General features: G+C 65.0%; 18 protein-coding genes. 7 read left to right on the top strand and 11 right to left on the bottom strand.

Annotated features, from left to right (window positions below; genetic code table 11):
- Nucleotides 1-22: 22 nt before the first annotated feature.
- The 4 genes from ACQP1G_RS33585 to ACQP1G_RS33570 form a co-directional block, all read right to left on the bottom strand.
- Complete coding sequence (locus tag ACQP1G_RS33585; protein WP_433193700.1) at nt 23-1,204, bottom strand: thiolase family protein; 1,182 nt, start codon at nt 1,202-1,204, stop codon at nt 23-25.
- Nucleotides 1,201-1,983 carry a CoA-transferase subunit beta gene (locus ACQP1G_RS33580; RefSeq protein ID WP_433193699.1) on the bottom strand — a complete coding sequence of 261 codons (783 nt, stop codon included), beginning with the start codon at nt 1,981-1,983 and terminating at the stop codon, nt 1,201-1,203. The genes ACQP1G_RS33585 and ACQP1G_RS33580 overlap by 4 nt, the downstream gene beginning before the upstream one ends.
- Nucleotides 1,980-2,801 (bottom strand): CoA transferase subunit A, encoded by an 822-nt coding sequence (locus ACQP1G_RS33575; protein ID WP_433193698.1) that lies wholly within the window; start codon nt 2,799-2,801, stop codon nt 1,980-1,982. Before ACQP1G_RS33575 ends, ACQP1G_RS33580 begins: the two co-directional genes overlap by 4 nt.
- A gap of 374 nt (nt 2,802-3,175) precedes the next feature.
- Nucleotides 3,176-4,105, bottom strand: coding sequence for a LysR family transcriptional regulator (locus ACQP1G_RS33570; protein WP_433193697.1), 930 nt, complete (start codon nt 4,103-4,105; stop codon nt 3,176-3,178).
- 130 nt (nt 4,106-4,235) lie between these two features.
- Between ACQP1G_RS33570 and mmsB the strand changes: the two genes are divergently transcribed.
- Entirely contained in the window at nt 4,236-5,129 is an 894-nt protein-coding gene (mmsB, locus tag ACQP1G_RS33565) for a 3-hydroxyisobutyrate dehydrogenase (RefSeq protein WP_433193696.1), read from the top strand.
- Nucleotides 5,130-5,217: 88 nt separating this feature from the next.
- On the opposite strand, the gene ACQP1G_RS33560 is transcribed toward mmsB, so the two are convergent.
- Nucleotides 5,218-5,880, bottom strand: coding sequence for a TetR/AcrR family transcriptional regulator (locus ACQP1G_RS33560; protein ID WP_433193695.1), 663 nt, complete (start codon nt 5,878-5,880; stop codon nt 5,218-5,220).
- 124 nt (nt 5,881-6,004) lie between these two features.
- On the opposite strand from ACQP1G_RS33560, the gene ACQP1G_RS33555 reads away from it, so the two are divergent.
- From ACQP1G_RS33555 to ACQP1G_RS33535, 5 genes are all read left to right on the top strand, one after another.
- Entirely contained in the window at nt 6,005-7,138 is a 1,134-nt protein-coding gene (locus ACQP1G_RS33555; protein WP_433193694.1) for a VOC family protein, read from the top strand.
- Nucleotides 7,135-8,073: a fumarylacetoacetate hydrolase family protein gene (locus ACQP1G_RS33550; RefSeq protein WP_433193693.1), complete on the top strand. Its 939-nt coding sequence runs from the start codon at nt 7,135-7,137 to the stop codon at nt 8,071-8,073. The genes ACQP1G_RS33555 and ACQP1G_RS33550 overlap by 4 nt, the downstream gene beginning before the upstream one ends.
- Nucleotides 8,074-8,084: 11 nt before the next feature.
- A complete protein-coding gene (locus ACQP1G_RS33545) occupies nt 8,085-9,971 on the top strand; it encodes an acyl-CoA synthetase (protein ID WP_433209060.1) in 1,887 nt (628 codons plus the stop codon).
- Between the two features lie 52 nt (nt 9,972-10,023).
- Nucleotides 10,024-11,553: a bifunctional 3-(3-hydroxy-phenyl)propionate/3-hydroxycinnamic acid hydroxylase gene (locus tag ACQP1G_RS33540; protein ID WP_433193692.1), complete on the top strand. Its 1,530-nt coding sequence runs from the start codon at nt 10,024-10,026 to the stop codon at nt 11,551-11,553.
- 1,228 nt (nt 11,554-12,781) lie between these two features.
- Nucleotides 12,782-14,893 carry an insecticidal delta-endotoxin Cry8Ea1 family protein gene (locus ACQP1G_RS33535; RefSeq protein WP_433193691.1) on the top strand — a complete coding sequence of 704 codons (2,112 nt, stop codon included), beginning with the start codon at nt 12,782-12,784 and terminating at the stop codon, nt 14,891-14,893.
- 425 nt (nt 14,894-15,318) lie between these two features.
- On the opposite strand, the gene ACQP1G_RS33530 is transcribed toward ACQP1G_RS33535, so the two are convergent.
- From ACQP1G_RS33530 to ACQP1G_RS33520, 3 genes are all read right to left on the bottom strand, one after another.
- Nucleotides 15,319-15,867 (bottom strand): N-acetylmuramoyl-L-alanine amidase, encoded by a 549-nt coding sequence (locus ACQP1G_RS33530; RefSeq protein WP_433193690.1) that lies wholly within the window; start codon nt 15,865-15,867, stop codon nt 15,319-15,321.
- Between the two features lie 16 nt (nt 15,868-15,883).
- Complete coding sequence (locus ACQP1G_RS33525; RefSeq protein WP_433193689.1) at nt 15,884-16,516, bottom strand: DUF1906 domain-containing protein; 633 nt, start codon at nt 16,514-16,516, stop codon at nt 15,884-15,886.
- A gap of 406 nt (nt 16,517-16,922) precedes the next feature.
- Nucleotides 16,923-17,201 carry a hypothetical protein gene (locus ACQP1G_RS33520; RefSeq protein WP_433193688.1) on the bottom strand — a complete coding sequence of 93 codons (279 nt, stop codon included), beginning with the start codon at nt 17,199-17,201 and terminating at the stop codon, nt 16,923-16,925.
- Between the two features lie 112 nt (nt 17,202-17,313).
- Between ACQP1G_RS33520 and ACQP1G_RS33515 the strand changes: the two genes are divergently transcribed.
- Nucleotides 17,314-18,246: an alpha/beta fold hydrolase gene (locus tag ACQP1G_RS33515; protein ID WP_433193687.1), complete on the top strand. Its 933-nt coding sequence runs from the start codon at nt 17,314-17,316 to the stop codon at nt 18,244-18,246.
- Nucleotides 18,247-18,257: 11 nt separating this feature from the next.
- Here the strand turns inward: ACQP1G_RS33515 and ACQP1G_RS33510 are convergent, their stop codons facing one another.
- The 3 genes from ACQP1G_RS33510 to ACQP1G_RS33500 form a co-directional block, all read right to left on the bottom strand.
- Nucleotides 18,258-19,148, bottom strand: a complete 891-nt coding sequence (locus tag ACQP1G_RS33510) for an SCO6745 family protein (protein ID WP_433209057.1) — start codon at nt 19,146-19,148, stop codon at nt 18,258-18,260.
- Nucleotides 19,149-19,259: 111 nt separating this feature from the next.
- Complete coding sequence (locus tag ACQP1G_RS33505) at nt 19,260-20,231, bottom strand: phosphotriesterase family protein (protein ID WP_433193686.1); 972 nt, start codon at nt 20,229-20,231, stop codon at nt 19,260-19,262.
- Entirely contained in the window at nt 20,228-21,730 is a 1,503-nt protein-coding gene (locus ACQP1G_RS33500) for a long-chain-fatty-acid--CoA ligase (RefSeq protein WP_433193684.1), read from the bottom strand. The genes ACQP1G_RS33505 and ACQP1G_RS33500 overlap by 4 nt, the downstream gene beginning before the upstream one ends.
- Between the last annotated feature and the right edge of the window lie 211 nt (nt 21,731-21,941).

Below are 21,941 nucleotides of genomic sequence, written 5' to 3'. Positions count from 1 at the left end.
GTGCCGGGCAGTGTGGGGATGTTCATGATGTCGCCTCCAGAACAATGGCCAACCCCTGGCCGACGCCGATGCACAAGGCAGCAAGTCCCCACCGGCTGCCGCCGCGCCGCATTTCGCGAGCGAGCTGGTTGATGACGCGGCCCCCGGATGCACCGAGCGGGTGGCCGATCGCGATCGCGCCGCCGTTGACATTGACGATCCCAGGATCCAGCTCCGGCCAATCGGCAAGGCAGGCAAGCGATTGCGCGGCGAAGGCCTCGTTCAACTCGACCGCGCCGAGCTCGTCCCAGCCGATTCCGGCCCGCCGCAGGGCGATTCGCGCGGCCTCGACCGGGCCGATGCCGAAGACGTCCGGATCCACCCCGGCCGCACCGCGTCCCGCGATCCGGGCCAGCGGCGCGCGACCGAGTCGGTCGGCCAGGGATTCGTCGCCGAGCAGCAACGCGCAGGCGCCGTCGTTCAACGGTGAGGCGTTTCCGGCGGTGACGGTGCCGTCCGGACGGAACGACGGCTTCAGCGCTGCCAGGCGCTCGACCGTCGTCTGCGCCCGCAACGACTCGTCGCGGGCCAGTTCGGTGCCGGGGACGGCTACGACATGATCGTCATAGAAACCGTTGTCCCAGGCCTTCGCGGTGAGCTGATGACTGCGGGCGGCGAACTCGTCCTGCGCGGCGCGCTCGATGCCGTAACGGCCCGCGAGGATTTCGGTGCTCTCACCCAAGGACACCGTCCACTGCGCGGGCATCGCCGGATTCACCAGTCGCCAGCCCAAGGTAGTGGAATGCAGTGTTTCGTTGCCGACGGGAAATGCCTTGCCGGGCTTCGGCACAACCATGGGCGCGCGGCTCATCGATTCGACACCGCCGACGACAACCGTTGCGGCATCACCGGTTTCGATCATTCGGGCGGCCTGCATCGTGGCGTCCATGCTCGACCCGCACAGCCGGTTCACGGTCGTGCCGGGCACCGAGGTGGGCCAATCCGCCAGCAGCGCTGCCATGCGTGCCACATTCCGATTATCCTCGCCCGCCTGGTTCGCGGCCCCGAAGACGATCTCGTCCACGGTCGCGGGATCCAGGTCGGCGCGATCGGCGAGTGCACGCAGCACATATGCGGCGAGGTCGTCGGGCCGGATGCCGCTCAGCGCCCCACCGTATCGGCCGAATGGCGTGCGGATGCCGTCGTAGAGATATGCGCCGCTCATGACGCCGCCCGCAGGGCCTGTAGCGTCGCTAGTTCCGTGGCCGACGGCGGCGTACTGACCGCTGGCTCGGGCGCGACTCGCAGCCGCCAGCCGGTGGCGTCACGGACCTGCTCGACGGTGACACCCGGATGGACGGCGACGAGAACCAGTTCGCCGGTGTCATCGGGCCGCATAACCCCGAGATCGGTGATCACCAGGGTCGGGCCCGCCCCGCGCAGTCCGAGCCGCGCGCGATCACCGTTTCCGCAGCCGTGGCCGAACGAGGTGATGAAGTCGACCTGCTCGACGAAGGAGCGCCGCGATTGGCGAACGACGACGAACACCTCGCCGCAGGAGGCCGCGATCTCCGGCGCACCGCCCGCTCCGGGCAGCCGAACCTTCGGATCGGCGTAGTCATCGCCGATAACGGTGGTGTTGATATTGCCGTACCGGTCGAGTTGCGCAGCACCGAGGAAACCGATATCGATGCGGCCCGGCTGCAGCCAGTAGTTGAACACCTCGGGCACGCTGATCACGGCATCGGCCGTCTCGGCGAGCACACCGTCACCAATGGACGCGGGCAGCCGATCGGGCTTGGAACCCAATGTTCCGGATTCGTAGATGAGCACCAGATCGGGGGCGTGGGTATTGCGTGCCAGATTGGCGGCCGTCGACGGCAGTCCGATCCCGACGAAGCACCGCTTGCCCTCACCCAGGGCACGGGCGGCGGCGATTGTCATCATTTCGTCGGCGGTGTACGTCACTTCCATTGGGGTGGTTGGGGTTTCGGTGTCGGTCATAGTGTCTCCGTGGTGGCGGTGTACACGTGCTCGTCGAGCCAGCGGGTGAAGGTGTCGCGATCACGGCTGATGGCGTCCCACGCTTCGTAGTAGGCGTTGTCGCGTTCGGAGTAGCTCTGCGCGTAGGACGGATGCGCGCCGCCGGGCACCTCGGCGACGGTGGTCACCGCCCATGCGGGCAGCACGATCGCACCGGGCATCGGGGTCAGCTCGTCGACGATCTCCTCGACCGTGATCAGGCTGTGTCGCGCGGCGAGCACCGCCTCTTTCTGAACCCCCAGCAGCCCCCACAGCTGCACATTTCCGGCACGGTCGGCGCGCTGTGCGTGGATGACCGTGACATCCGGGTTGATCGCCGGGACGGCGGTCAACTGCTCACCGGTGAACGGACAGGTGATCGGCTTGATGGTGTCGGTGACCGTCGGCAGATCGGTGCCGACGTACCCGCGCAGTACCGCGAACGGCAATCCGGACGCACCAGCGACATAGCGGTTGGCCATACCCGCGTGGCTGTGCTCCTCGATCGCCAACGCCGTCGGCCACGCCTGCTGCACCGCATCGCGGAATCGGTGCAACGATCCGACACCGGGATTGCCGCCCCAGGAAAAGATCAGTTTGCGCGCGCAACCGGCCCCGATCAGCTGGTCGTAGACGATATCCGGCGTCATGCGCACCAACGTCAGATCTCGTCTGCGCTGCCGGATGATCTCCTGTCCGGCGGCCACCGGGATCAGATGCGTGAACCCCTCCAGCGCGACCGTATCGCCGTCGCGGACGAGTTCACCGACCGCATCGGCCAAGGACGCAATCCTGGCCATATCACTCCTCATTCGAAATCGTGGAAAACCGTCTGCTCACCCGAGCATTCGGCTGGTCCGCAGATCTGTTCCGCCAGCTCTTCGACCGCGCGATCCGCTCAGCCGCAACCAGGGCTGGCCGCGAGACACCTCCTTATGTGCGCATTGCGCACAGATGGTTGATATGCGAACAAGCATAGGCTGAGCCCGGCGATGGCTCGAGGCCGGGGGATTGTCGCCGCAAGCGGGCTACACGCCGATGCCCACCGACGCGGACTCGGTGGACATCCGGTGCGGCTTCTCGATTGGCATACAGCCGCCGCGGCATCTGGTGGCAGCACCGCCCGGACCAATCGTTGATGGGCGGTGACAGTCAGCGTGCTCGGGGGCAGGTATCAGTCCGGTACGCCCTGCAGTTCCGCGGCACGGTCGGCGACCTCCGAGCGCAGTGCGGCCAACACCGCCCGAACCGCGTTGCTGCGCAGGGATTCTTCGCGCGCCACCGACCAGTACGAAATTCGGTAATCGAACTCCGTGCGCAGCAGACGCCGCAATTCCGAGCGCCCGTCGCCGAGGTAGGCGGGCAGAATCGCGACGCCCGCGCCCTCGGCGGCGGCCTCGAGATGGGCGAAGACACTGGTGGAGCGCAGGCTGGTGGCCGGTTCCGGCAACTGTTTCGCCGCGCGGTCGAGCTCGTCCACCTGCAGTGACGATTCGATGTAGAAGATCAGCCGATGGTCGGCGAGGTCGGCGAGGTGCCGCGGTGCGCCGTACCGGTCGAGGTAGGTCCGGCTGGCGTACAGGCCGAGGCGGTAGTCGGTCAGGTGCCCGGCGATCGCCCGGTGCACATCGGGTTGGCCGACCACGATCTCCAAATCGACCCCGGACCGGTTCTGCCGGACTCGCTGGGTGGCGCTGATGAGCTCGATCGACAGTCGCGGATGCGCCTGCTGTAGTCGCGCGAGCGCGGGCACCGCGAACCGGGCGACGAAGGCATCCGAGGCGGCGATGCGCACCAGTCCGCCGATACCGTCCGTGCGGGTCTGCATAGGAGTGGCCAGCTGCTGCATCGACTTCTCGATCTCCTCGGCGACCACCAGTGCCCCGCGCCCGAGTTCGGTCAGTTCCCAGCCGCGCGGGCTGCGCACCAGTAACCGGCCGCCGACCGCCTTCTCCAGGGCCGCCACGCGCCGGGACGCGGTGGTCGAATTCACGCCGAGCGCGGCGGCCGCCGCGGAGAACCTGCCGAGGCGGGCGACGGCGAGCAGGACGAGGAGGTCGTCGGGGCTTGGCTGGATTCCTGGTGCGGCACCGCTCTGGGTCATGGACCGATTCCAACACTGAACCTGCAAATATGCAGTGCGTGACTGCGAAATCGGGCGTGTGACTGCATTGATATCGGGTCTACGGGTTTCGTAACGTGGTCCGCATCACATCGAGAAACGGAGCGCGGCTATGGCGACTATCGGGTGGATCGGCCTGGGGCACATGGGAAGTCGAATGACCGCGAATCTCGTCAAGGGCGGGCACACCGTACTCGGATTCGATCTGGACCCCGCGGCCACCGATGCGGCGGCGATGGGCGGCGTCGAACCCGCGGTATCCCTGGCGGAGGCGGTGCGCGATGTCGACGCGGTATTCACCATGCTGCCCAAGGGCGAGCATGTCCGCGCGGTCTATCTCGGCGAGGGCGGCGTTCTCGCGCATGCGGCGCCGACCACGTTGCTGGTGGACAGCTCCACCATCGATATCGACTCCGCCCGCACCCTGCACGAGACGGCGCGCGACCGCGGCTTCCGATTCGTCGACGCGCCCGTCTCCGGTGGCATCAGTGGCGCCGCGTCGGGCACACTCACCTTTATGGTCGGTGGCGAACCGGCCGCGGTCGATGCCGCCGCGACGCTGATCGAGCCCATGAGCGGCAACATCATTCGCACCGGCGGCGCAACGAGCGGCCAGGCCGCCAAGATCTGCAACAACATGATGTTGCTGATCAATCTGGCCGGTTGCGCCGAGGGGGCGGTGCTCGCCGACCGGCTCGGCCTCGACCCGCAGGTGTTCTGGAATGTGGCCTCGGTGTCGTCGGCGGATTCATGGGCGCTGCGCACCTGGTATCCGGTGCCGGGCATTGTCGAAACCGCCGCTGCCAATAACGGATTCGCCGCCACCTTCACCGCCGAACTGGCCAATAAGGACATCGGGCTGGCGCTGGCCGCCGCCGAAGCGACCGAAACCGTACTCCCCGCAGCCCAACTCGTGCGCGACCAGCTGCAACAGCTCGTCGATTCCGGTCGCGGTGACAAGGATTGCTCGCTGATCATCTCCCATATCGACAACGCCATCGGCTGACGCCACCGATCGGGAGACGGTCTACCGGCGCGCCGCCGATCATGGCAAGCGGGTGCATGCACTCGGCCTCGACGTCGCGGACGAGTGGTCAGGCGGCGGTGTCGGTCTTCGGCAGCGCATCGAGGGACGGCAGTGGGCGCTGGCAGATCTCGTGGGCTTCATCGGCAGGTAGGCCGAACATGCGCAGCAGATCCTCGGTGACCTGATCGCTGGCCTCGGCGTCGTCGCGGTCGACCTGGTCGTGCAGTAACTGGCCGAGGCAGATGGCGGCGCCCGCGACGATGGTCATGGCCAATTCGACGTCCTGAACCCGAAATCGGCCCGCGCGGGTCCCGGCCTCGATATCGCGAGCCGCCCGCGGGGCCAGACCCCGGTCCGAGCGGATCAAGGCCAGTCCGTTGCTGAGCAGTACCTTGCTGAGGGTGGGATTGCGGCGGTGCAGCCGACCGGTGAGTCGGAAGCTCTGCGCGAAGATCTGCGCGGGATCGTCCAGGTTCTCGCACAACAGATCCAGCGCGGCGCCGTGCCGGTCGAGCGCCTCCTCGGTCGCGGCCTGGAACAACTCCTCCCGGCTCTGGAAGTGGTTGTAGAACGAACCCATGCCGACGTCGGCCGCCTGGGTGATCTCCAGGATCGGCGCGTTCAGTTTCCCGGCCGCGATGAACGACTGTGCCGCGGCGACCAGCGCGGCGCGGGTCCGTGCCTTGCGGCGTTCCAGGCGGTTGGGTTCTTCGCGAGTCTTGTCGGCCATCTCTCTCCCCAGATCTGCGGACGCCCATCATAGCCCACCGGCTCAGTATTGACGAATTCTTCAAAGTCTATTGACTGACGCAACCCTCTTGAGTGACGATATCGTCAGTAGAAGGGAGTGGCCGATGACGGACCAGCACGACCCGCATGCGGGTCTGCACAGCGCACAGGGCGCCCTGCCCGGTGAGCATCCGGGGCGAGTGCGGAATCCGACCGTGAAGGTGCGCGACCTGGCCTGGCTGGAGTTCGAGAAGCCGGACCTCGATGGCGCCGAAATCTTCGCTCGCGCATTCGGATTCACGACGGCGCTGCGCACCGCCGAGGAGTTGCGGCTGCGCGGTACCGATGCCGGATCGCCCTGCGTGCGCATTCACCGGGGTACCCGCTCGCGGTTCCTCGGTCCGGCGTACCAGGCAGCCGATGCCGCCGATCTGGTGCGCTTGGCCGAAGCGGCCGGTGGCGAGGTGCTGCCGCTGACCGAGAGTCTGGGCGGACTGGTCGTGGATTTGACCGATCCCAGCGGCCTGCGGGTCCGGGTTGTCGCCGAGACGCAGGTACTGGATGCCCTACCCGCGCAGCGGCCGCACATCTTGAACTTCGGGCACAAGCCGGAGCGGGTGAACGGCACGCAGCGGCCGCCGCGCGCGCCCGCCCTGGTGCAGCGGCTCGGACATGTCGTCGTGCAGACGACCAAGTATCGGGAAACACTCGACTGGTACCTGCGACACCTGGGTTTGATCGTCAGCGACTTCCTCTACTACCCGGGGCAGCGGGAGCGCGGGCCGGTAATGAGCTTCATCCGTTGTGATCAGGGCGCGGTTCCGTCCGATCACCACACGCTGGCGCTGACGCTCGGTCCGTCCAACCGGTACGTCCACTCGGCCTACCAGGTGGCCGACCTCGATGTGCTCGCCGCGGGCGGTGAGTATCTGCGCGACCACGGATACCGCCGGTCGTGGGGGATCGGTCGCCATATCCAGGGCAGTCAGATCTTCGACTATTGGCGCGATCCGGATGGGTTCATGGTCGAGCATTTCAGTGACGGCGACATGTTCGACTGCACACTCGAGCCCGGTTGGGCGCCGATGAGCGCCTCGGGGCTGGCCCAGTGGGGGCCGCCCGCGACCAAAGACTTCCTCGGCATCGCTCCCGGCCGGGAATCGGTGCGCGAGCTGCGCGCGGTCGTCGACGCGCTGCGTGCGGACAACGAATTCGATATTCGCCGCCTGCGCGGCCTGTTGAAAGTAGCCAATTCATGAGTGTCTCCGTCCTACGCACCGCCGATGCCTGGTGGGTGTGGACGCCAGCCGGTGCTGCTCGCATCGACACCGCGGCGACCACGACCAGTGCGTTGCTGGCCGACCGTCAGGCCATCGCCGCCGCGGCCGTGAGCTCCGATCTCGTTGCCGTCGACAGTCTTTCGCGCGTCTCGCCGGTCACGGCGCCGTGCCGGGTGGTGGCGCAGATGACGAATTTCGTTTCGCACGTGAAGGATTCGGGCATGGATCCGGAGACCGTGCCGCTGACCTTCTTTCGGAAGGCATCCGGCTCGATCAGTGGTCCGTATGACGACGTGGTGCGGCCCGCGCATGTGCGGTTGCTGGACTACGAGGTGGAGATCGGGCTCGTCTTCGGTCGTGAGATGCCGGTCGGCACCGAGATCACCGCCGACAACCTCGCGGACTATATCGCGGGACTCGTCGTCACCAACGATGTCTCCGCCCGTGATGTGCAGTTGCCGAAAACCCAGTTCTACGAGGCGAAGTCGTATCCGACGTTCACTCCGGTCGGTCCGGCGCTGGTGCTGCTCGACGCCGATGAACTGAAGCGGTTCACCGATCTGCGGCTGCGGCTGTGGGTCAATGGCGATATGCGCCAGGACATGACGGTCGCCGATATGATCTACCGGCCGGTCGAGGCTCTGCGTGAACTGACCCGATTCCAGCGAATGGATGCGGGCGATCTGCTGCTCACCGGAACTCCGGTCGGCACCGCGATCAGCGCGCCACCCAAGGCGGTGCAGTTCATCGCCAACCTGCTGCCAGCGGCGGTCAAGTGGAAGATGTTCTTCCAGGGCCAGGCCAAGAATCCGAAGTATCTGCAGGACGGTGACCTGGTGGAGGCCACGATCGCCACCGATGACAGCGCGATCGATCTGGGCCGCCAGCGCACCGTCGTGAGGTACGCGCGGTGACCGAGCAGGTAGTGACCGGAAATCTGCTGTGGCCGCGCTACGAGTCGCCCGGCGACCTGCTCGATATCGAATCCGTGCCACTGGCCGAGCGCGGCCTGCCGGAATCGACGTACGCCCTGCTGACGCGGGCCGCGACATTGTGGCCGGACCGTACCGCACTCACGATGCTGCCCGAGGCCGCGCGCTGGCGGGAACCGGTGCGGCGCAGCTATTGCGAACTGCTCGCCGACGTCCACCGCTATGCGAATCTGCTGCACGAACTCGGTGTTCGGCGCGGTACCGCGGTCGCGCTCATCGCGCCCAACTGTGCCGAGTTGATTCCGGGGACGCTGGCCGCCGAACTGGCCGGTGTCGCCGCGCCGATCAACGGCGGCCTGTCCCGGCAGCACATCGCCGAATTGCTGCGCCGCTCCGGTGCCAGGATATTGATCACCGCCGGACCCGAACTCGCCACGGACACTTGGGAATCCGCGCGGGAACTGGCGGCCGACGGGCTGGTCGACGCGCTGCTGGTCCTGCGCCCGACCGCATCGGCGCCCGCCGACCCGCTGCCCGCGATCGACGGAGTCCGGATCGGCTATCTGGATGAGCTTGCAGCGCAGCAGGATCCGACATCCTTTGCGGGGCAGCCGCCGACCGCGACGGAGTTGGCGGCACTGTTCCACACCGGCGGCACCACGGGGACGCCGAAGCTGGCCGCGCACACCCATGCGGGCGAAGTCGCCAACGCCTGGATGATCGCCGCCAATTCGCTGATCGACGAGGACGCGGTGGTGTTCGCGGCGCTGCCGCTGTTCCATGTCAACGCACTGGTTGTCACGCTGCTCGCGCCCCTGTTCAAAGGGCAGTCGGTGGTCTGGGCCGGACCGCTCGGCTACCGCGACTTCGCCCTGTACGGCGAGTTCTGGAATATCGTCGAGCACTACCGCATCGCCGCGATGAGCGCGGTGCCCACCGTGTACGCGGTCTTGGCCCAATGCCCGGTCGATGCCGATATCTCCAGCCTGCGCTACGCGATGGTCGGTGCATCGCCGCTGCCGTCCGCGGTGCGGGAGAGCTTCCAAACCCATACCGGAGTCACCCTCGTCGAGGGGTACGGCCTCACCGAGGCGACCTGCGCGAGTGCACGAAGCTTTCCGGGGCAGCCGCGGGCGGGTGCGGTGGGGCAGCGCATGCCGTACCAGCACGTCAAGGTGGTCCGTGTCCGCGCGGATGGTGGCTGGGAGGATCTCGCGCCCGGCGCGGCCGGTGTGCTCACCATCAGCGGCCCAACGGTTTTCGCTGGCTACATCATCGGCCGTACCGACAGCGGCTATGTGCTGGACGGGCTCGGGAAGCTGGTTGACGGCTGGCTCGACACCGGGGATCTGGCCCGCATCGACGCCGACGGATTCATCCAACTGCAGGGCCGCGCCAAGGACCTCATCATCCGAGGCGGCCACAATATTGATCCAGCGATCATCGAAGACGCACTGCTGGCGCACCCGCAGGTAACCTCCGCGGGCGCGGTCGGCCGCCCCGACGTGCATTCCGGCGAAGTACCCGCCGCTTACGTCACCCTCGTCCCCGACGCCACCGCCACCGAGGCAGACCTGGTGGCCTGGGCGAGCGAACAGGTACCCGAGCGGGCCGCCGCGCCGAAATCCGTTGTCGTCCTGGATGCGCTGCCGGTCACCGACGTCGGCAAACCGTACAAACTGGGGTTGCGCGCCGACGCGACTCGGCGTGAACTCGGCGATGCCCTCGCTGAGGTGCCGGGCGTCCACAGTATTGCCGCGGTCGTCGACGATGGTTCGATCCGCGCGACCGTCGAACTGGACGCTGCCGCCGATGCGCGGGCCGTGGAGCAGATTCTCGGTCGGTATGCGATCGCGTCGAAAGTCGTGGTGCACCGATGAGAGTCGCGGCCGTCGGGCCGATGGCGGCTGGCTGGCTGTGCGGAGCGAACTCGTGAACGCCGAACTCGCCCCGGTCGTCATCGTGGGCGCGGGCCCGACGGGTCTCACCGCGGCCACCCTGCTGGCGCGATACGGCATCGAATCAGTGGTGCTGGAACGCTGGGAAGGCGTCTTCCCGCAGCCGCGCGCGGTCCATCTCGACGGCGAAATCCGCCGGATCCTGGCGCGGCTCGGGGTCAGCGCCGATTTCGACGCCATCACCAGACCGGCGCTCGGACTGCGCCTGGTCGACCGGAATATGCGGGTGCTGGCCCAGTTCGATCGCGATCCGGCGGGCGGACGCAACGGTTATCCCGAGGCGAATCTGTTCGATCAGCCGGAACTGGAAGCGATTTTGCGTGCCAACCTGGTCCGGCACCCGCGGGTCACGCTCCGCGGCAATGTCGAGGTTATCGGCATTGCGGAGGAAACCGATGGTGTCCGAGTGGATTTCACCGACCGGATCACCGGCGCACCGGAGGTGGTGCGGGCGCGGTACGTGCTCGGCTGCGACGGCGCCAATAGCCTTGTGCGCGCCGCCATCGGCGCGCAGATGCGGGATCTGGGGTTCGAGCAGCGCTGGCTCGTTGTCGATATCGCCACCACCGCCGAACTCGATCAGTGGGACGGCGTGCACCAGGTGTGCGATCCGGTGCGCGCGGCCACCTATATGCGCATCGGAAAGACCCGCTACCGCTGGGAATTCCGGCTCCGACCGGGTGAAACCGCCGCCGACTACCCGGATATCGCACAGTTGCACCCGCTGATCCGGCCATGGACCGCCGACACCGCGGCCGAGGACCTCGAACTCGTCCGGGTAGCCGAATACACCTTCCGCGCCCAACTCGCCGATCGCTGGCGCCAGCGGCGGATATTCATCCTCGGCGATGCCGCGCACCTCACCCCGCCGTTCATCGGCCAGGGCATGGGTGCGGGGCTGCGCGACGCGGCCAACCTCACCTGGAAGCTGGCCGGTGCACTGCGCGGCGAACTTCCCGACAGCGTGCTCGACACCTACGAGGCCGAGCGAAAACCCCATGCGCGAGCCATGATTCGCCTGGCGAAACTGATGGGTGTGACCATGACCGACGGCGGCGAATTCGGCAATCGCCTGCGCCGCCTGCTCGCACCCCACCTGCACCGGGTGCCCGGCCTCACCGCCCTGGTCGCCAGCGGTGAAACTCCACGGCTGAACCGCTCGGAACTGATTGCACCGCATCGCCTTTCGCGCACCTACGCGGGCCGATTGGTCCCGAATGCCACTCTCGAGAACGGCCGCCGACTCGACGACCACATCGGCGACCGCTTCGCCATCATCACCTCGACAATCCCATCCCCACGGCACCGCGCGCTCATCGAACAACGCGGCGCCGCCCTCCTGATCGCCCACCCGGGCACTGACCTGCACCACTGGCTACGTCGAACCGGTAGCCGGGCCATCCTCATCCGCCCCGACGGCACCGTCTTGCGCGGCGCCCGCACGTTATCTGCCCTCTATGCCGCATTGCCGCATCCGCGCCGCCAGTTGAGAGATAACCACTGAGTTCCGCTGTCCTCTGCAACCGCGCCAGGCCGGGCAAGGTCTAGGACCTGTGCCGAAGCGAGTTGAGGGGTGGGAACCGAGTACGCCGGAAGGGGCAACGACGACACAGGGTTGTTACCTGGGGAAGGCCTGCCCAGCGACGATGCCGTTGCATCAGACGCGAAACCTTCGCCTCCAACGGAAGCAGCATCGGCCGAAGATTGGGGCGCCGTATTGGAATTCGTCGCCTCCGAGTCTTCTGGAACGTCGTCATGTGGAACGACTTCCGGAACGGTCGACGGTTGTATTCACACAGTTCATTCCTGGTCGATAGGCAATGGATCGGTGCCTTACTCCGATGTTCCACTTCCCTGGAAGGGAAACAGTCATACCATGCCCGCAGAGGCGGCAGCAGGCTTCTGGCGTATTCGGGTCTCATCCCAACAGGATTTCGCGCATTGGCCTGTCTCGAACAACAACGCTGAGATACATCGCATCCCCGACGGCGAAGAGAGCTGTTTTCACAGGTGAACAGCGCTATTCCCGGTGGGCGGCAGGGGATTCGGCAGCGAAAGACGGCCCCGCCCGTCGAGTATAGAACCGACCGGGCGGGAATTATTGTTGGAACGGGGAATTGTGCGCGGAATCGGTGTGTGGTGCGGGTGGTGGCGCGTAGGATCTCACTCATGGCCAGGGGGTCGCGGAAGCGAATCCGGTTGGCGCGACAGAGATTCGCCGACAGACCCGCCGAATTATTCGATGTGGCCGGGAACCCGTCATCGGATTCGCTGGCGAAAGGGCTGAGAGGGTGTGTCTCGCAGCGACGCTCGGCTCAGCGACCGGCAGTTCGGGCGCAGTCGGTTCCGCGCATTCGAGTGCGTGCTATCGCCCTGTTCGCTCTGCTGGAGCCGAGGCCGGAGGTAGCGTCGGTCCCAGGCTGCTCGACCCGCGCGCCCGGGGGTAATTGCGAGGATCCGGGGGTGCACGAGGGCCGGGCACTCAATCCGCGGCGGGCCGGCGACCCGACCTTCCACCAGGGCACGTTCCGAGTCGGGGACGGTTCGCCGCATCGAAGGACTGGTGGCCCACAAAAAGGCGGACGCAGCCGTCCGCTTCGGCCGCGACCGCACCGGCGGTGAGACCCGGAGCTCTTCCCGCGTCACAGATTGGAGGACAAGCCCGAAGGACGTGTTCGTACCGAATCGAAGATGATACTTCAGATCCGACATTCAGAAATGGGGAAATCGCAATGGCAAATCTCGAGGAATCCGTGGAAACGCCGTATTATTCGGGATACGACGGCGCGGCATCGAGTGAAGAGTTCGATTCATCCTCGCAGAATCTAGCTCCGGAGCAGCACTCCGGCAAGGTCTTCTTTCGGCAATCGGACTACGAGATTCTTCAGGACTGGCACGACTGGTCGGAAACGTATGAGGGTACGGTCCGGATTCCTCCCTTTGTGGGAGCTGTCGGAACGTTCCTGCTCAAAGAACTGGCGTCGTTCGCTGCCCAGAAGATACTGGGAGCTCTCTATAACAAGCTGTTCCCGAGCGGCAACGAAGCTTTGTTGATGGAGATTCTGAGGGCTACCGAAGCACTGATAGAAGAACGTCTCGAACAGGATGCCGTGCAGCGTGTGCAACAAGAGCTGGTGGGCCTGCAAAGCAATGTGAAAACGTTCCTAGAAGACGTGGAAGACTTCGAAACGCATCACGCCGGTTCGTCGCCCGATGATTCCGAGCAGCCGCTGGAGATCATCGATTCCGTGCATACACTCAATCAACTCTTCATGAACAGAATGCCACAGTTCCGGATCCCGAGATGGAAAGTGCAGCTGCTACCACTATTCGCACAAGCCGCGAACCTCCATCTGCTGTTCATACGTGACGTCCTCCTCAACGCCGAGAAATGGGGGCTGAATCCCGCGCAGATCGAAACGTACAGAACCAGGATGAAGGACTTCACAAAAGAATACTCGAATTACGCGATCACGACCTACAAGGAGGAGTTCGAAAGGAACTTCTCAGGTATACCGGTTCAGCGCAAGGTCGAGTTCAGGAACTACATGGTCCAGTCCGTGTTGGACTATGTTTCCATGTGGTCCGTTCTGCGTTTCAAGGGCTTGGTCATCAATTCCAGCGCTTGTGTCTACAATTTCAATTATTCATCCAACTCCGGCTTCAACCATCGTTTGAGCATTTCGGCGTGGCCAGTTCTCAACAGGCTGTTTCAAGGGCCGACGAATAATACGCTGTGGTGGGCTCGGGTCTACAACACGATAGCCAGCAATCCCATGTTCTATGGACACAATGTGCGCGGGATCTATGTAGGCCAGATCGGGAATATGGAGACTGGGCCTGTCGGCAGCACCCGAGGCCGTCCCCTGAAGGCACCCATCGTGGCGGAGGAACTCGGCGAGCAAACACAAGCGGACTACATAGACGAGTATTGGCACACCAAATACCTGAATTCCCACTCCAGCCCCATATGCCGAGTCGACTTTCAAGCATTCTCCTATACCGGCGGTAGCAAGACGCGTATGGTAGACGGTTATCAGCTTCGAGCTGAAGACAATACCTCCTATCGGTTCATAGCCGAAACGACGGGTGGTGCTGTTCACTATCCGGGTTGGCGGGTGTTGCATATCTCGGGTATGTCGGTCGAAGCAAACTACAATTCTCTTCCCGCAATAAAACTCGGAACATGGCAGAATTTCCCCGTCCCCGGAGACATAGGCACTCTGGTGACAACGTTCCGGCGAACAATCATATCCGAGATGGGTACCGAGACGGGGAACGGTTGGATAAGGCACGTGGTACCCGTCGACGATGATGGAAAACCTCTGGGGTTCGCTATTTCACCCTTGCAGTTCCACGCAATTCTGAAGACCTACGGCGAGGTATCCGAGGAGCAGCACGCGAACTTCGGCGATGCAGTACTCCTGGCCGGGGATAATGTGACCACCCGATGGGTGGACTACGAAATAAAGAACCGGACTTCTTCCTCGGTCACATACGATATCTACCTCAAGGTGGCGGTACAGTCGGGCACCGCCACGCTGGGATTCTCCTGGAACAGCGGAGGCCGCGGGATGGATATATCGGCCGATACCCATGAAGGTATCGCGGACAACAACTACCGAGGTCAATTCGTGAGGACTTTCACCGGAGTGGAACTGAAGCCGAACGAGACAGCAATCTTCGGTATCCTTCAGTCAGGAAAACCCGTGTTGATACAAAACATCCTGTTCGTGAGATCCGATACGGAACTTGTCTATCCGTTCGAAACAGTGGAGATGGCGGAGACAGAAGCAGCGGCCCGTTCGTTCGACACTCTCCGTAGCAAAGTAGCCGACCAGTAGGAGACCATCGAACTACGCTCGTGTCCTGTCTCGGGTTCGGACGCACCCGAGACAGGACACGCGTCGGACCGCGATGCGCGACACCCTGCGCGGTAGCCCTCGCTGGTGCCCGAATTTCGGAGCAGCCGAAGCGCAGCAAGAACGGCCAGAGATCTGCACCCCGTGCTGAGCCAACGCTCACCGCCGCCCGATTCGGCACCACGAGAACGTCAACGCATGAGCCAGGGACACCCCGGCCATCCGCAGTGTGTAGGCGCCGCAGCGCCGCAGGCGCTGATATCGGTGAGACGGCCAGCTCAGTAGCGTCCGAGAACTCTAGTCAGCCGTGGCGGCGTTTTTCGGAGGATTCGGTCGTGCTGGGCTCGGTGGTCGGGTAGCGGGTCTGCAGCGGTGAGCGTCTGACTGCCAGGCACCAGTTACCTGCCCTAGGCCTCGCTGTACTCGGCCAGCTTCGAGTTCAGGTAGTCCCACGGGAAATTGGGGCCGACATCGGTGTGCGTGCCCTCGTGCTCGCCGATGGTGTAGGCGTTGTGGTCGGCGATCCCGGCCTCGTCGTTGCCGAGTTGTTCGGGTGTGATCGTGCGAATCGGGATCCCGTACTTGCGAGCGTCCTGCACGGCGATCCATGCGGCACAGTCGATTCCGGCCTGCATGTTCGAGAACCACTCATCCCGCGTCCAAGCCACGCGCGCGCCCGCGAAGCACAGATTGATCGAGCGTGGATTGCCGCTGAGCACGGCCCACGCGGACTTGTCGGTGTCGACCACGTCGATCACCGTCCCGGAGTTGTCCACGGTGTAGTGGTAGGACACGCCCGAATTGGCATTCTGCAGGTAGTGCGCCAGCGACTGGGCATCGCCGTCGCCTTCCTGGGTGTGCAGCAGGAACCAGATCACCTGCGCGCCCTCGCGCGAGGCGCAGTTGGGACTGACGCCGGTCTGGTCGTCTTGCTTGGTGATAGGTGATGTTGCCATGGTGTTCCCCCTCGGGTTATCGGGTGTCGGTCGCGGCCGACCATTGTCCGTAGTCGGGTTTCAGGACATCGCTGACGTCGATCCCGACGCCGGCGATCGCGCGGTGGTCGATCTCGATCTGGTGCAGGTGCGCGTTGGGGTGATCACCGTTGATGGCGGGATCACCGGACCAGTTGTGCTGCCAGAACCATTGGGCGACACCGTCTTCCAAAGCCCAGTCGATGCAGCGGGCATTGCAGTAGACGCCGGTCCACTCGGCGCCGACCACCGAGGCCCAGCCGCGCAGGAACGGAGCGATGAGGTTGTTCCAGTCGTCGAGGCCCGGGTTGTCGTCGACGGGAGCGTAGAGCGGACGGTAGCCGGGGCCGCCCGCCTCGAAGTGCAGGCGCAATGCCGTCTCGGCATGCCGGGCGCCGCCGTCGTAGCCGCCACGCCAGTCGGCCGTATCCGCTTTGCCGTACTGGTAGTTGGTGACGATCTCGAGGCCCGCGGAGCGCAGCCGGTCGCAGTAGTCGCGCCGCAGTGGTTTGGCGGGGAAATTCGTTCCGGGTCTCGACTCGGAAAAGTATCCGATGACCCCGGCAAACCCCGCAGTCTGGATGTTGTCGGGCTCGATGAGAGCTGCGGAGAAATCGATCAACCGCGTCATGATTGTGCTGTCCTCCTTGACGGCTGGGTATCGCCGGTTGGGCAGGCAAGGACTTCCTCGGCGCAGCACCGCATGCCGATTTGCCGCGCGTGCCCTGGCATCTTGGTTCCACTTGTGTTGCACAACAAGGGATCCCGTCCGCATGCCGCATGACGGCAGTTATGGCGGGAATTCAAAGGCAAGATGCGGCACGTGTCACGAGATCGGTCTGCTCGCAAGATGATTCGGTGCTAAGTCGATATGGTCCTGTGCCCCAGCCCCCCGTAGGCCAATTCGCTTGAGGGGGAATCATACAACTGAAACAGGTTAGTTGAAACCAAAACCGGTTTAAACGTGTTGTTGTGCATACTTTTTCGATGGGCGGTCCCGTAGCGTTCGCCGAAAATCGGGCGGAGGTGGCTTTCCGTCATCGGTATTCATCGGCGGGTCGGTGGGTCTCGGATTCGGCGCGGGTCGGCTTCTGCGGGTTCAGTGGCTCGGCTGCGGCGAGGTGCAAGATCGGATAGCGCAAGCCGGGAAAGCGGTCGCTCAGCTTGTCGGCGATCGACATCCCGGGGGCGGTCCTGTCCAACCGGGGGGTGGAGCGCTGACCTTCGGGGTTGGTCGAGGGCGGCTCCCGGGGCCGGACCTCGCCGGTGATCCTGGGCGGCTTCACCGCCGAGTACGGCTTCCGAGTCGTGGTCACCCTCGGCTCGGCGCTGGCTGGGATCCAGTGGAGCCTGCACGGAAGTTGAACTTGACGTCAGAATTGAATAGCGTGTGGGGCCTACACTGCGGTACATGAGGTGACCCTGACGATGGACACACGCAATCTGCTGGACGAATGGCTGCTGCTCGGCAGCCGCCAGGTCGCGACGAATGGGATCGAGCTGCGCGTCGTCGAATACGGCGACGGCCCCGCCGTGGTGTTCTGCCATGGCTTTCCCGAACTCGGATTCTCCTGGCGCCACCAGGTTTTCGCGCTCGCCGAGGCCGGTTTCCGGACGTTGACTCCGGACATGCGCGGATACGGCGGCAGCTCGCGCCCCGACCGGATCGAGGACTACGACATCACCACACTGTGCGCTGACCTCGTCGGTGTGCTCGACGATGCCGGAGTCGAGGACGCGATCTTCGTCGGCCATGACTGGGGCGCGTCGGTGGTCTGGCAGCTGGCCCTTCATCATCCGGATCGAGTGCGGGCCGTCGCTGGCCTGAGTGTTCCGGCCACCTCGCGATCCGCGGCGCCACCGCTATCGATACTGAGGTCCCGACTGGGCGACGACTTCTACATGTGCTGGTTCCAGGAGCCGGGCCCGGCCGATGCGGCGCTCGCATCGGACGTGCGCCGCACCCTGCTACAGGACGATGTCATCAGTGCCAGCGATCTGCTGGACGGCAACGGTTCGCAGATGGTTGTTCCGGCCTGGCTGAGCGAGGCCGAACTCGGTTACTACATCGAAGCCTTCACCGCCACCGGATTCACCGGCGGGCTCAACTACTACCGCAACCTCGACCGCAACTGGCACCTGACCGGGCACCTGGCCGACGCGAAGATCAACCAGCCGACGCTGTTCATCGCCGGATCGGAAGACGCCGTCATCCGGTTCACCCCGGTCGCCAAGATGACCTCTGTGCTCTCCGACCTGCGCGCCGCCGTTGTGCTGGACGGGGCCGGACATTGGATTCAGCAGGAACGCGCGGCCGAAGTCAGCGCCGCACTGATCGACTTCGCCCGCGGTCTCGACTGAGTCGTCGAGGTTTACCGCGCCTGCGCCCGGATCGCCTGCCGATAGCGTGCGGAGAGCATATGCGGGAATCCGAGGTCGCCTTCGAGCACTCGGATCGCCAACGGCGCAGCGAGGGTACGCAGACGCGCGCACCCGGCTTCGCCGATCGCTTCGTACGGATGGACCGCGAGTTCATCGGTCCGGCTCTCGATCGCGGCGCGCCGCACGGTGCCGTGCTCGCTCAGCGCGAGATCATCGTCCGCCATCCAACCGCGGTCGCGAAGCCGTCGCACCCCCGCGGCCCATTCCGCCTCGCTCCAGGATCGGCTCGCGCGCAACACTTCCGGTGATATCTCACCTGTCGCGCTGTGGGTGATCAATGCCTCGATACCGTCCAGCCCTTCGGTCATCAGCAGGGCGACGTGTCCGTCGCCGCGGTATTCCCGCAGCAGTGTCTGCGCATGCCACAGCACCAGATGCGGTTCGTCGGGCCACGGCAGCGCCGCGTGCGCCGCGAACAACGGACGGCCCTGCGGGCGTTCAGCGGCGCGTTCGGCGGCGCGCCGGGCCAGGTCGGCGGCTGCACGCACCTCCGGGCCGGTGACGTCCGCGCCCCACGCCTGCCGAAGTGACCGGTCGGCGGCACGCAGCCGTGCCCGCAAAATATCTGCGGGAGCGGCGATTTCCCAAGCGGCAGGGATGACGGCGCGCACCGCGGCCGGATCGAAGTTGAAGAATGTGGCGATGGTGACCGCGTCCGGGATCGGGCCGAAGGCCGCGGACCGGGACGCGAAGTACATCATGCGTGGATCCGTGATGCCCAGCTCACGGTATGCATCCGGGCCGTGTGGGGTGAAGTAGATCATCCCGTGTATCGGCTCGAGAGCGCGGAACGTCAGATGGGCGCTGTGCGGTTCGACCATGGTCAAGGGATTTGCTCCGGTATCTCGTTGTGCTCGAGAAGCTGCAGTTCGATCGGCCGCACCGACGTCCGTGCGGCCGATCGAGTCATCGAATCTGCTCGAGGCCCCGCATCACTCGGATGGCTTGTCCTCGAAGTAGCGGCGCGGATTGTGCACCAGGATCGCGTCGATATCGTCCTCGGTCAGTCCCCGGGTGAGCAGCGCCGGAATCACGTCCTCACTGATGTGACGGTAGTTCCACCGCGGCGTCAGTTGGGCCTTGGCATCGGGGTCGAACCAGTCGATGTGGCATGCGGCGTCATGGGCGATAACGATCTTGTCCAGGTAGCCGCGCCGCACCAGTTCGACAATGGTGTTGATCCGATCCTCGAACGGCAGCAGCACATCGAGCCCGAATCGGTCCATGCCGAGCAGTGAACCCGCGTCGGCGAGTTCGGTGAGGTAGTCGAGGTCGGTGGTGTCGCCGGAATGGCCGATCACCACCCGGCTCAGATCCGCGCCTTCCTCGGCCAGCACCCGTTGCGCCACCAGCCCGGATCGGGTGTGCGGGTTGGTGTGCACGGTGATCGGCGCACCTGTTCGCGCCGACGCCTGCCCGACCGCACGCATGACGCGTTCGACGCCGGGTGTCAGTCCGGGTTCCTCGATGGCGCACTTGAGGAATCCGGCACGGACGCCGGTGTCCGCGATGCCCTCGGTGAGATCTTTGACGAACATTTCCACCATCGGCTCGGGCCGGTCGAACAGCAATCCCGGTCCGGTGTAATGGAATTGGAACGGTAGGTCGTTGTAGGTGTAGATACCGGTCGCGACGATGATCCGCAATTCCGTTCTGGCCGCGATCTTCTGGATGCGCGGCAGGTAGCGGCCGAGTCCGAGGACGGTCGGGTCGAGGATGGTGTCGATGCCGAGTGACTTCAACTCGTCGAGCTGTTTCACCGCGTCCTCGACGCGGGCATCCTCATCCCAATCGGCGTAGTTCTGCCGGAATTCCTCGCCGAGTACGAAAACGTGCTCGTGGACCAGGACGCGCCCGAGTTCGCCGGAGTCGACGGTTCCGGTCGCGGTGGGTACTGCGGTCATCGGGATGCCCTATCTGTGAACAGGTTCGGATCGAGTGCGCGTTTGAGGATCTTGCCGGTGGCGCCCTTGGGCAGTTGGTCGGTGAAGGCGAACCGGTGCGGCACCTTATAGGCGGATAGCCGCTGCTTGGCCCAGGACCGCAGTTCCTCCGGTTCGAGTTCGACCCCGGGGGCGGCGGCCACGACCGCGCCGACCTCCTCGCCGTATTGGTCGTCCGGAATACCGATCACCGCCACTTCGACGATGTCGGGATGCTGGTACAGCACTTCCTCGACCTCGCGCGGGTACACGTTGTACCCGCCGCGAATGATGAGATCCTTTGCGCGATCGACGATGTAGACATAGCCGTCGGCATCGACGCGGCCCAGATCGCCGGTCTTCAGCCAGCCGTCGGACAATTCGGCGGCGGTGGCATCGGGCCGATTCCAGTACCCCTTCATGATGCTCGGGCCGCGCAGGAAGATCTCGCCGACGGTTTCGGCGGGCAGTACCGTTCCGTCGGGGTCGCGAACTTCGATCGATGTCCCGGGCAGTGCGGCGCCCACCGATCCCACCCGCTGTTCGCGATCCGCCGGGTTGTACGTGGCCGCACCGGTGGATTCGGTGAGTCCATAACCCTCGAGGATGGTGCAGCCGAAGCGATCCGAGAAGGCCCGGATCACCTCACCGGGCAGTGACGCTCCGCCGGAGGCCGCCAGCCGCAAGCTCGCGAAGTCGGTCGCGCCGTAGTCACCGGCGGCGTGCAGCATGGCGTTCCACATGGTCGGTACTCCGGCGACGTGGGTGAGCTGCTGGTTGCGGATCATCTCGATCATCGCTCGCGGCTCGAAGGGGGTCACCATGGCGAAGGATGCGCCCGCGTGCAGCGCGGTGAGCAGGCACACCGCCTGTCCGAAAACATGGAACAGCGGCAGCCCCGTGCCGAAGCGATCCGCCGAGCCGAGCTGCAGCTGATCGGTGAAGATTCGGGCGGTCTCGGTGAGATTGGCGACGGTGAGTTCGACGCCCTTCGGTTTACCGGTGGTTCCCGAGGTGTAGAGCAGCACCGCGGTGTCGTCGGCGCGGCGGCGCACCGGTTCGGTCACGGGAACGGTCGGCTCGACGTGCGCGCCGGGCTCGAGCACCAGCAAGGGCAGATTCCGTTCGGTGGCCGCCTGCTGCGCGGCATCGCGCGCACTGTGCCATGCGATGGCCATTCGCGCACCGGAATCATCGAGCACGTAAGCGATTTCGGGCACGGTGGCCATGGTGTTCATGGTGATGGCGACGGCCCCGATGAGCTGCGCGCCCAGATACGCGACGACGAATTCGGCGACGGTGGGCGCCACCAGCAGCACCCGATCGCCGCTGGCGATACCGGCTTCGCGCAGCATGCCGCCGTAGGCCGCGCTGCGCCTGGCCAATTCGCCGTAGGAGATGTCGGCGTCCGCGGTGCGCAGCGCCGAGGCATCGGGGCGTTCGGTGGCGTGTTGCCAGAAGCGTTCGGCGACATTGGTCACGGTGTCTTTCTCCAGATTCAGAGATGGGACAGAGCTGATGTGACGCACGCCACCTCAGTGGGTCGGAACGCTACTTGAATGTGGCGTCATGTTCAATAGGAGTTGCGGTTATGCTGGTTGACCAGCCGCGTCGCGTGGTTCGAGCGGTGACGTGCGCTGTTACGATCCACGACGTCAGCGAGCCCGACGACAGCGAGTGAGACGGTGAACA

Source organism: Nocardia sp. CA-107356 (assembly GCF_050946365.1).
Classification (GTDB): domain Bacteria; phylum Actinomycetota; class Actinomycetes; order Mycobacteriales; family Mycobacteriaceae; genus Nocardia.
The sequence above is the reverse complement of the archived record's forward strand: the minus strand, read 5'-3'. Positions and strand labels throughout refer to the sequence as shown.

What these genes read in the sequence shown, in the direction of transcription:
- ACQP1G_RS33515 (WP_433193687.1), top strand. Translation starts at nt 17,314, where the DNA reads ATGGACACACGCAATCTGCTGGACGAATGGCTGCTGCTCGGCAGCCGC.
- ACQP1G_RS33530 (WP_433193690.1), bottom strand. Translation starts at nt 15,867, where the DNA reads ATGGCAACATCACCTATCACCAAGCAAGACGACCAGACCGGCGTCAGT.
- ACQP1G_RS33580 (WP_433193699.1), bottom strand. Translation starts at nt 1,983, where the DNA reads ATGACCGACACCGAAACCCCAACCACCCCAATGGAAGTGACGTACACC.
- ACQP1G_RS33550 (WP_433193693.1), top strand. Translation starts at nt 7,135, where the DNA reads ATGAGTGTCTCCGTCCTACGCACCGCCGATGCCTGGTGGGTGTGGACG.
- ACQP1G_RS33555 (WP_433193694.1), top strand. Translation starts at nt 6,005, where the DNA reads ATGACGGACCAGCACGACCCGCATGCGGGTCTGCACAGCGCACAGGGC.
- ACQP1G_RS33535 (WP_433193691.1), top strand. Translation starts at nt 12,782, where the DNA reads ATGGCAAATCTCGAGGAATCCGTGGAAACGCCGTATTATTCGGGATAC.
- ACQP1G_RS33575 (WP_433193698.1), bottom strand. Translation starts at nt 2,801, where the DNA reads ATGGCCAGGATTGCGTCCTTGGCCGATGCGGTCGGTGAACTCGTCCGC.
- ACQP1G_RS33510 (WP_433209057.1), bottom strand. Translation starts at nt 19,148, where the DNA reads ATGGTCGAACCGCACAGCGCCCATCTGACGTTCCGCGCTCTCGAGCCG.
- ACQP1G_RS33560 (WP_433193695.1), bottom strand. Translation starts at nt 5,880, where the DNA reads ATGGCCGACAAGACTCGCGAAGAACCCAACCGCCTGGAACGCCGCAAG.
- ACQP1G_RS33505 (WP_433193686.1), bottom strand. Translation starts at nt 20,231, where the DNA reads ATGACCGCAGTACCCACCGCGACCGGAACCGTCGACTCCGGCGAACTC.
- ACQP1G_RS33585 (WP_433193700.1), bottom strand. Translation starts at nt 1,204, where the DNA reads ATGAGCGGCGCATATCTCTACGACGGCATCCGCACGCCATTCGGCCGA.
- ACQP1G_RS33525 (WP_433193689.1), bottom strand. Translation starts at nt 16,516, where the DNA reads ATGACGCGGTTGATCGATTTCTCCGCAGCTCTCATCGAGCCCGACAAC.
- ACQP1G_RS33570 (WP_433193697.1), bottom strand. Translation starts at nt 4,105, where the DNA reads ATGACCCAGAGCGGTGCCGCACCAGGAATCCAGCCAAGCCCCGACGAC.
- mmsB (WP_433193696.1), top strand. Translation starts at nt 4,236, where the DNA reads ATGGCGACTATCGGGTGGATCGGCCTGGGGCACATGGGAAGTCGAATG.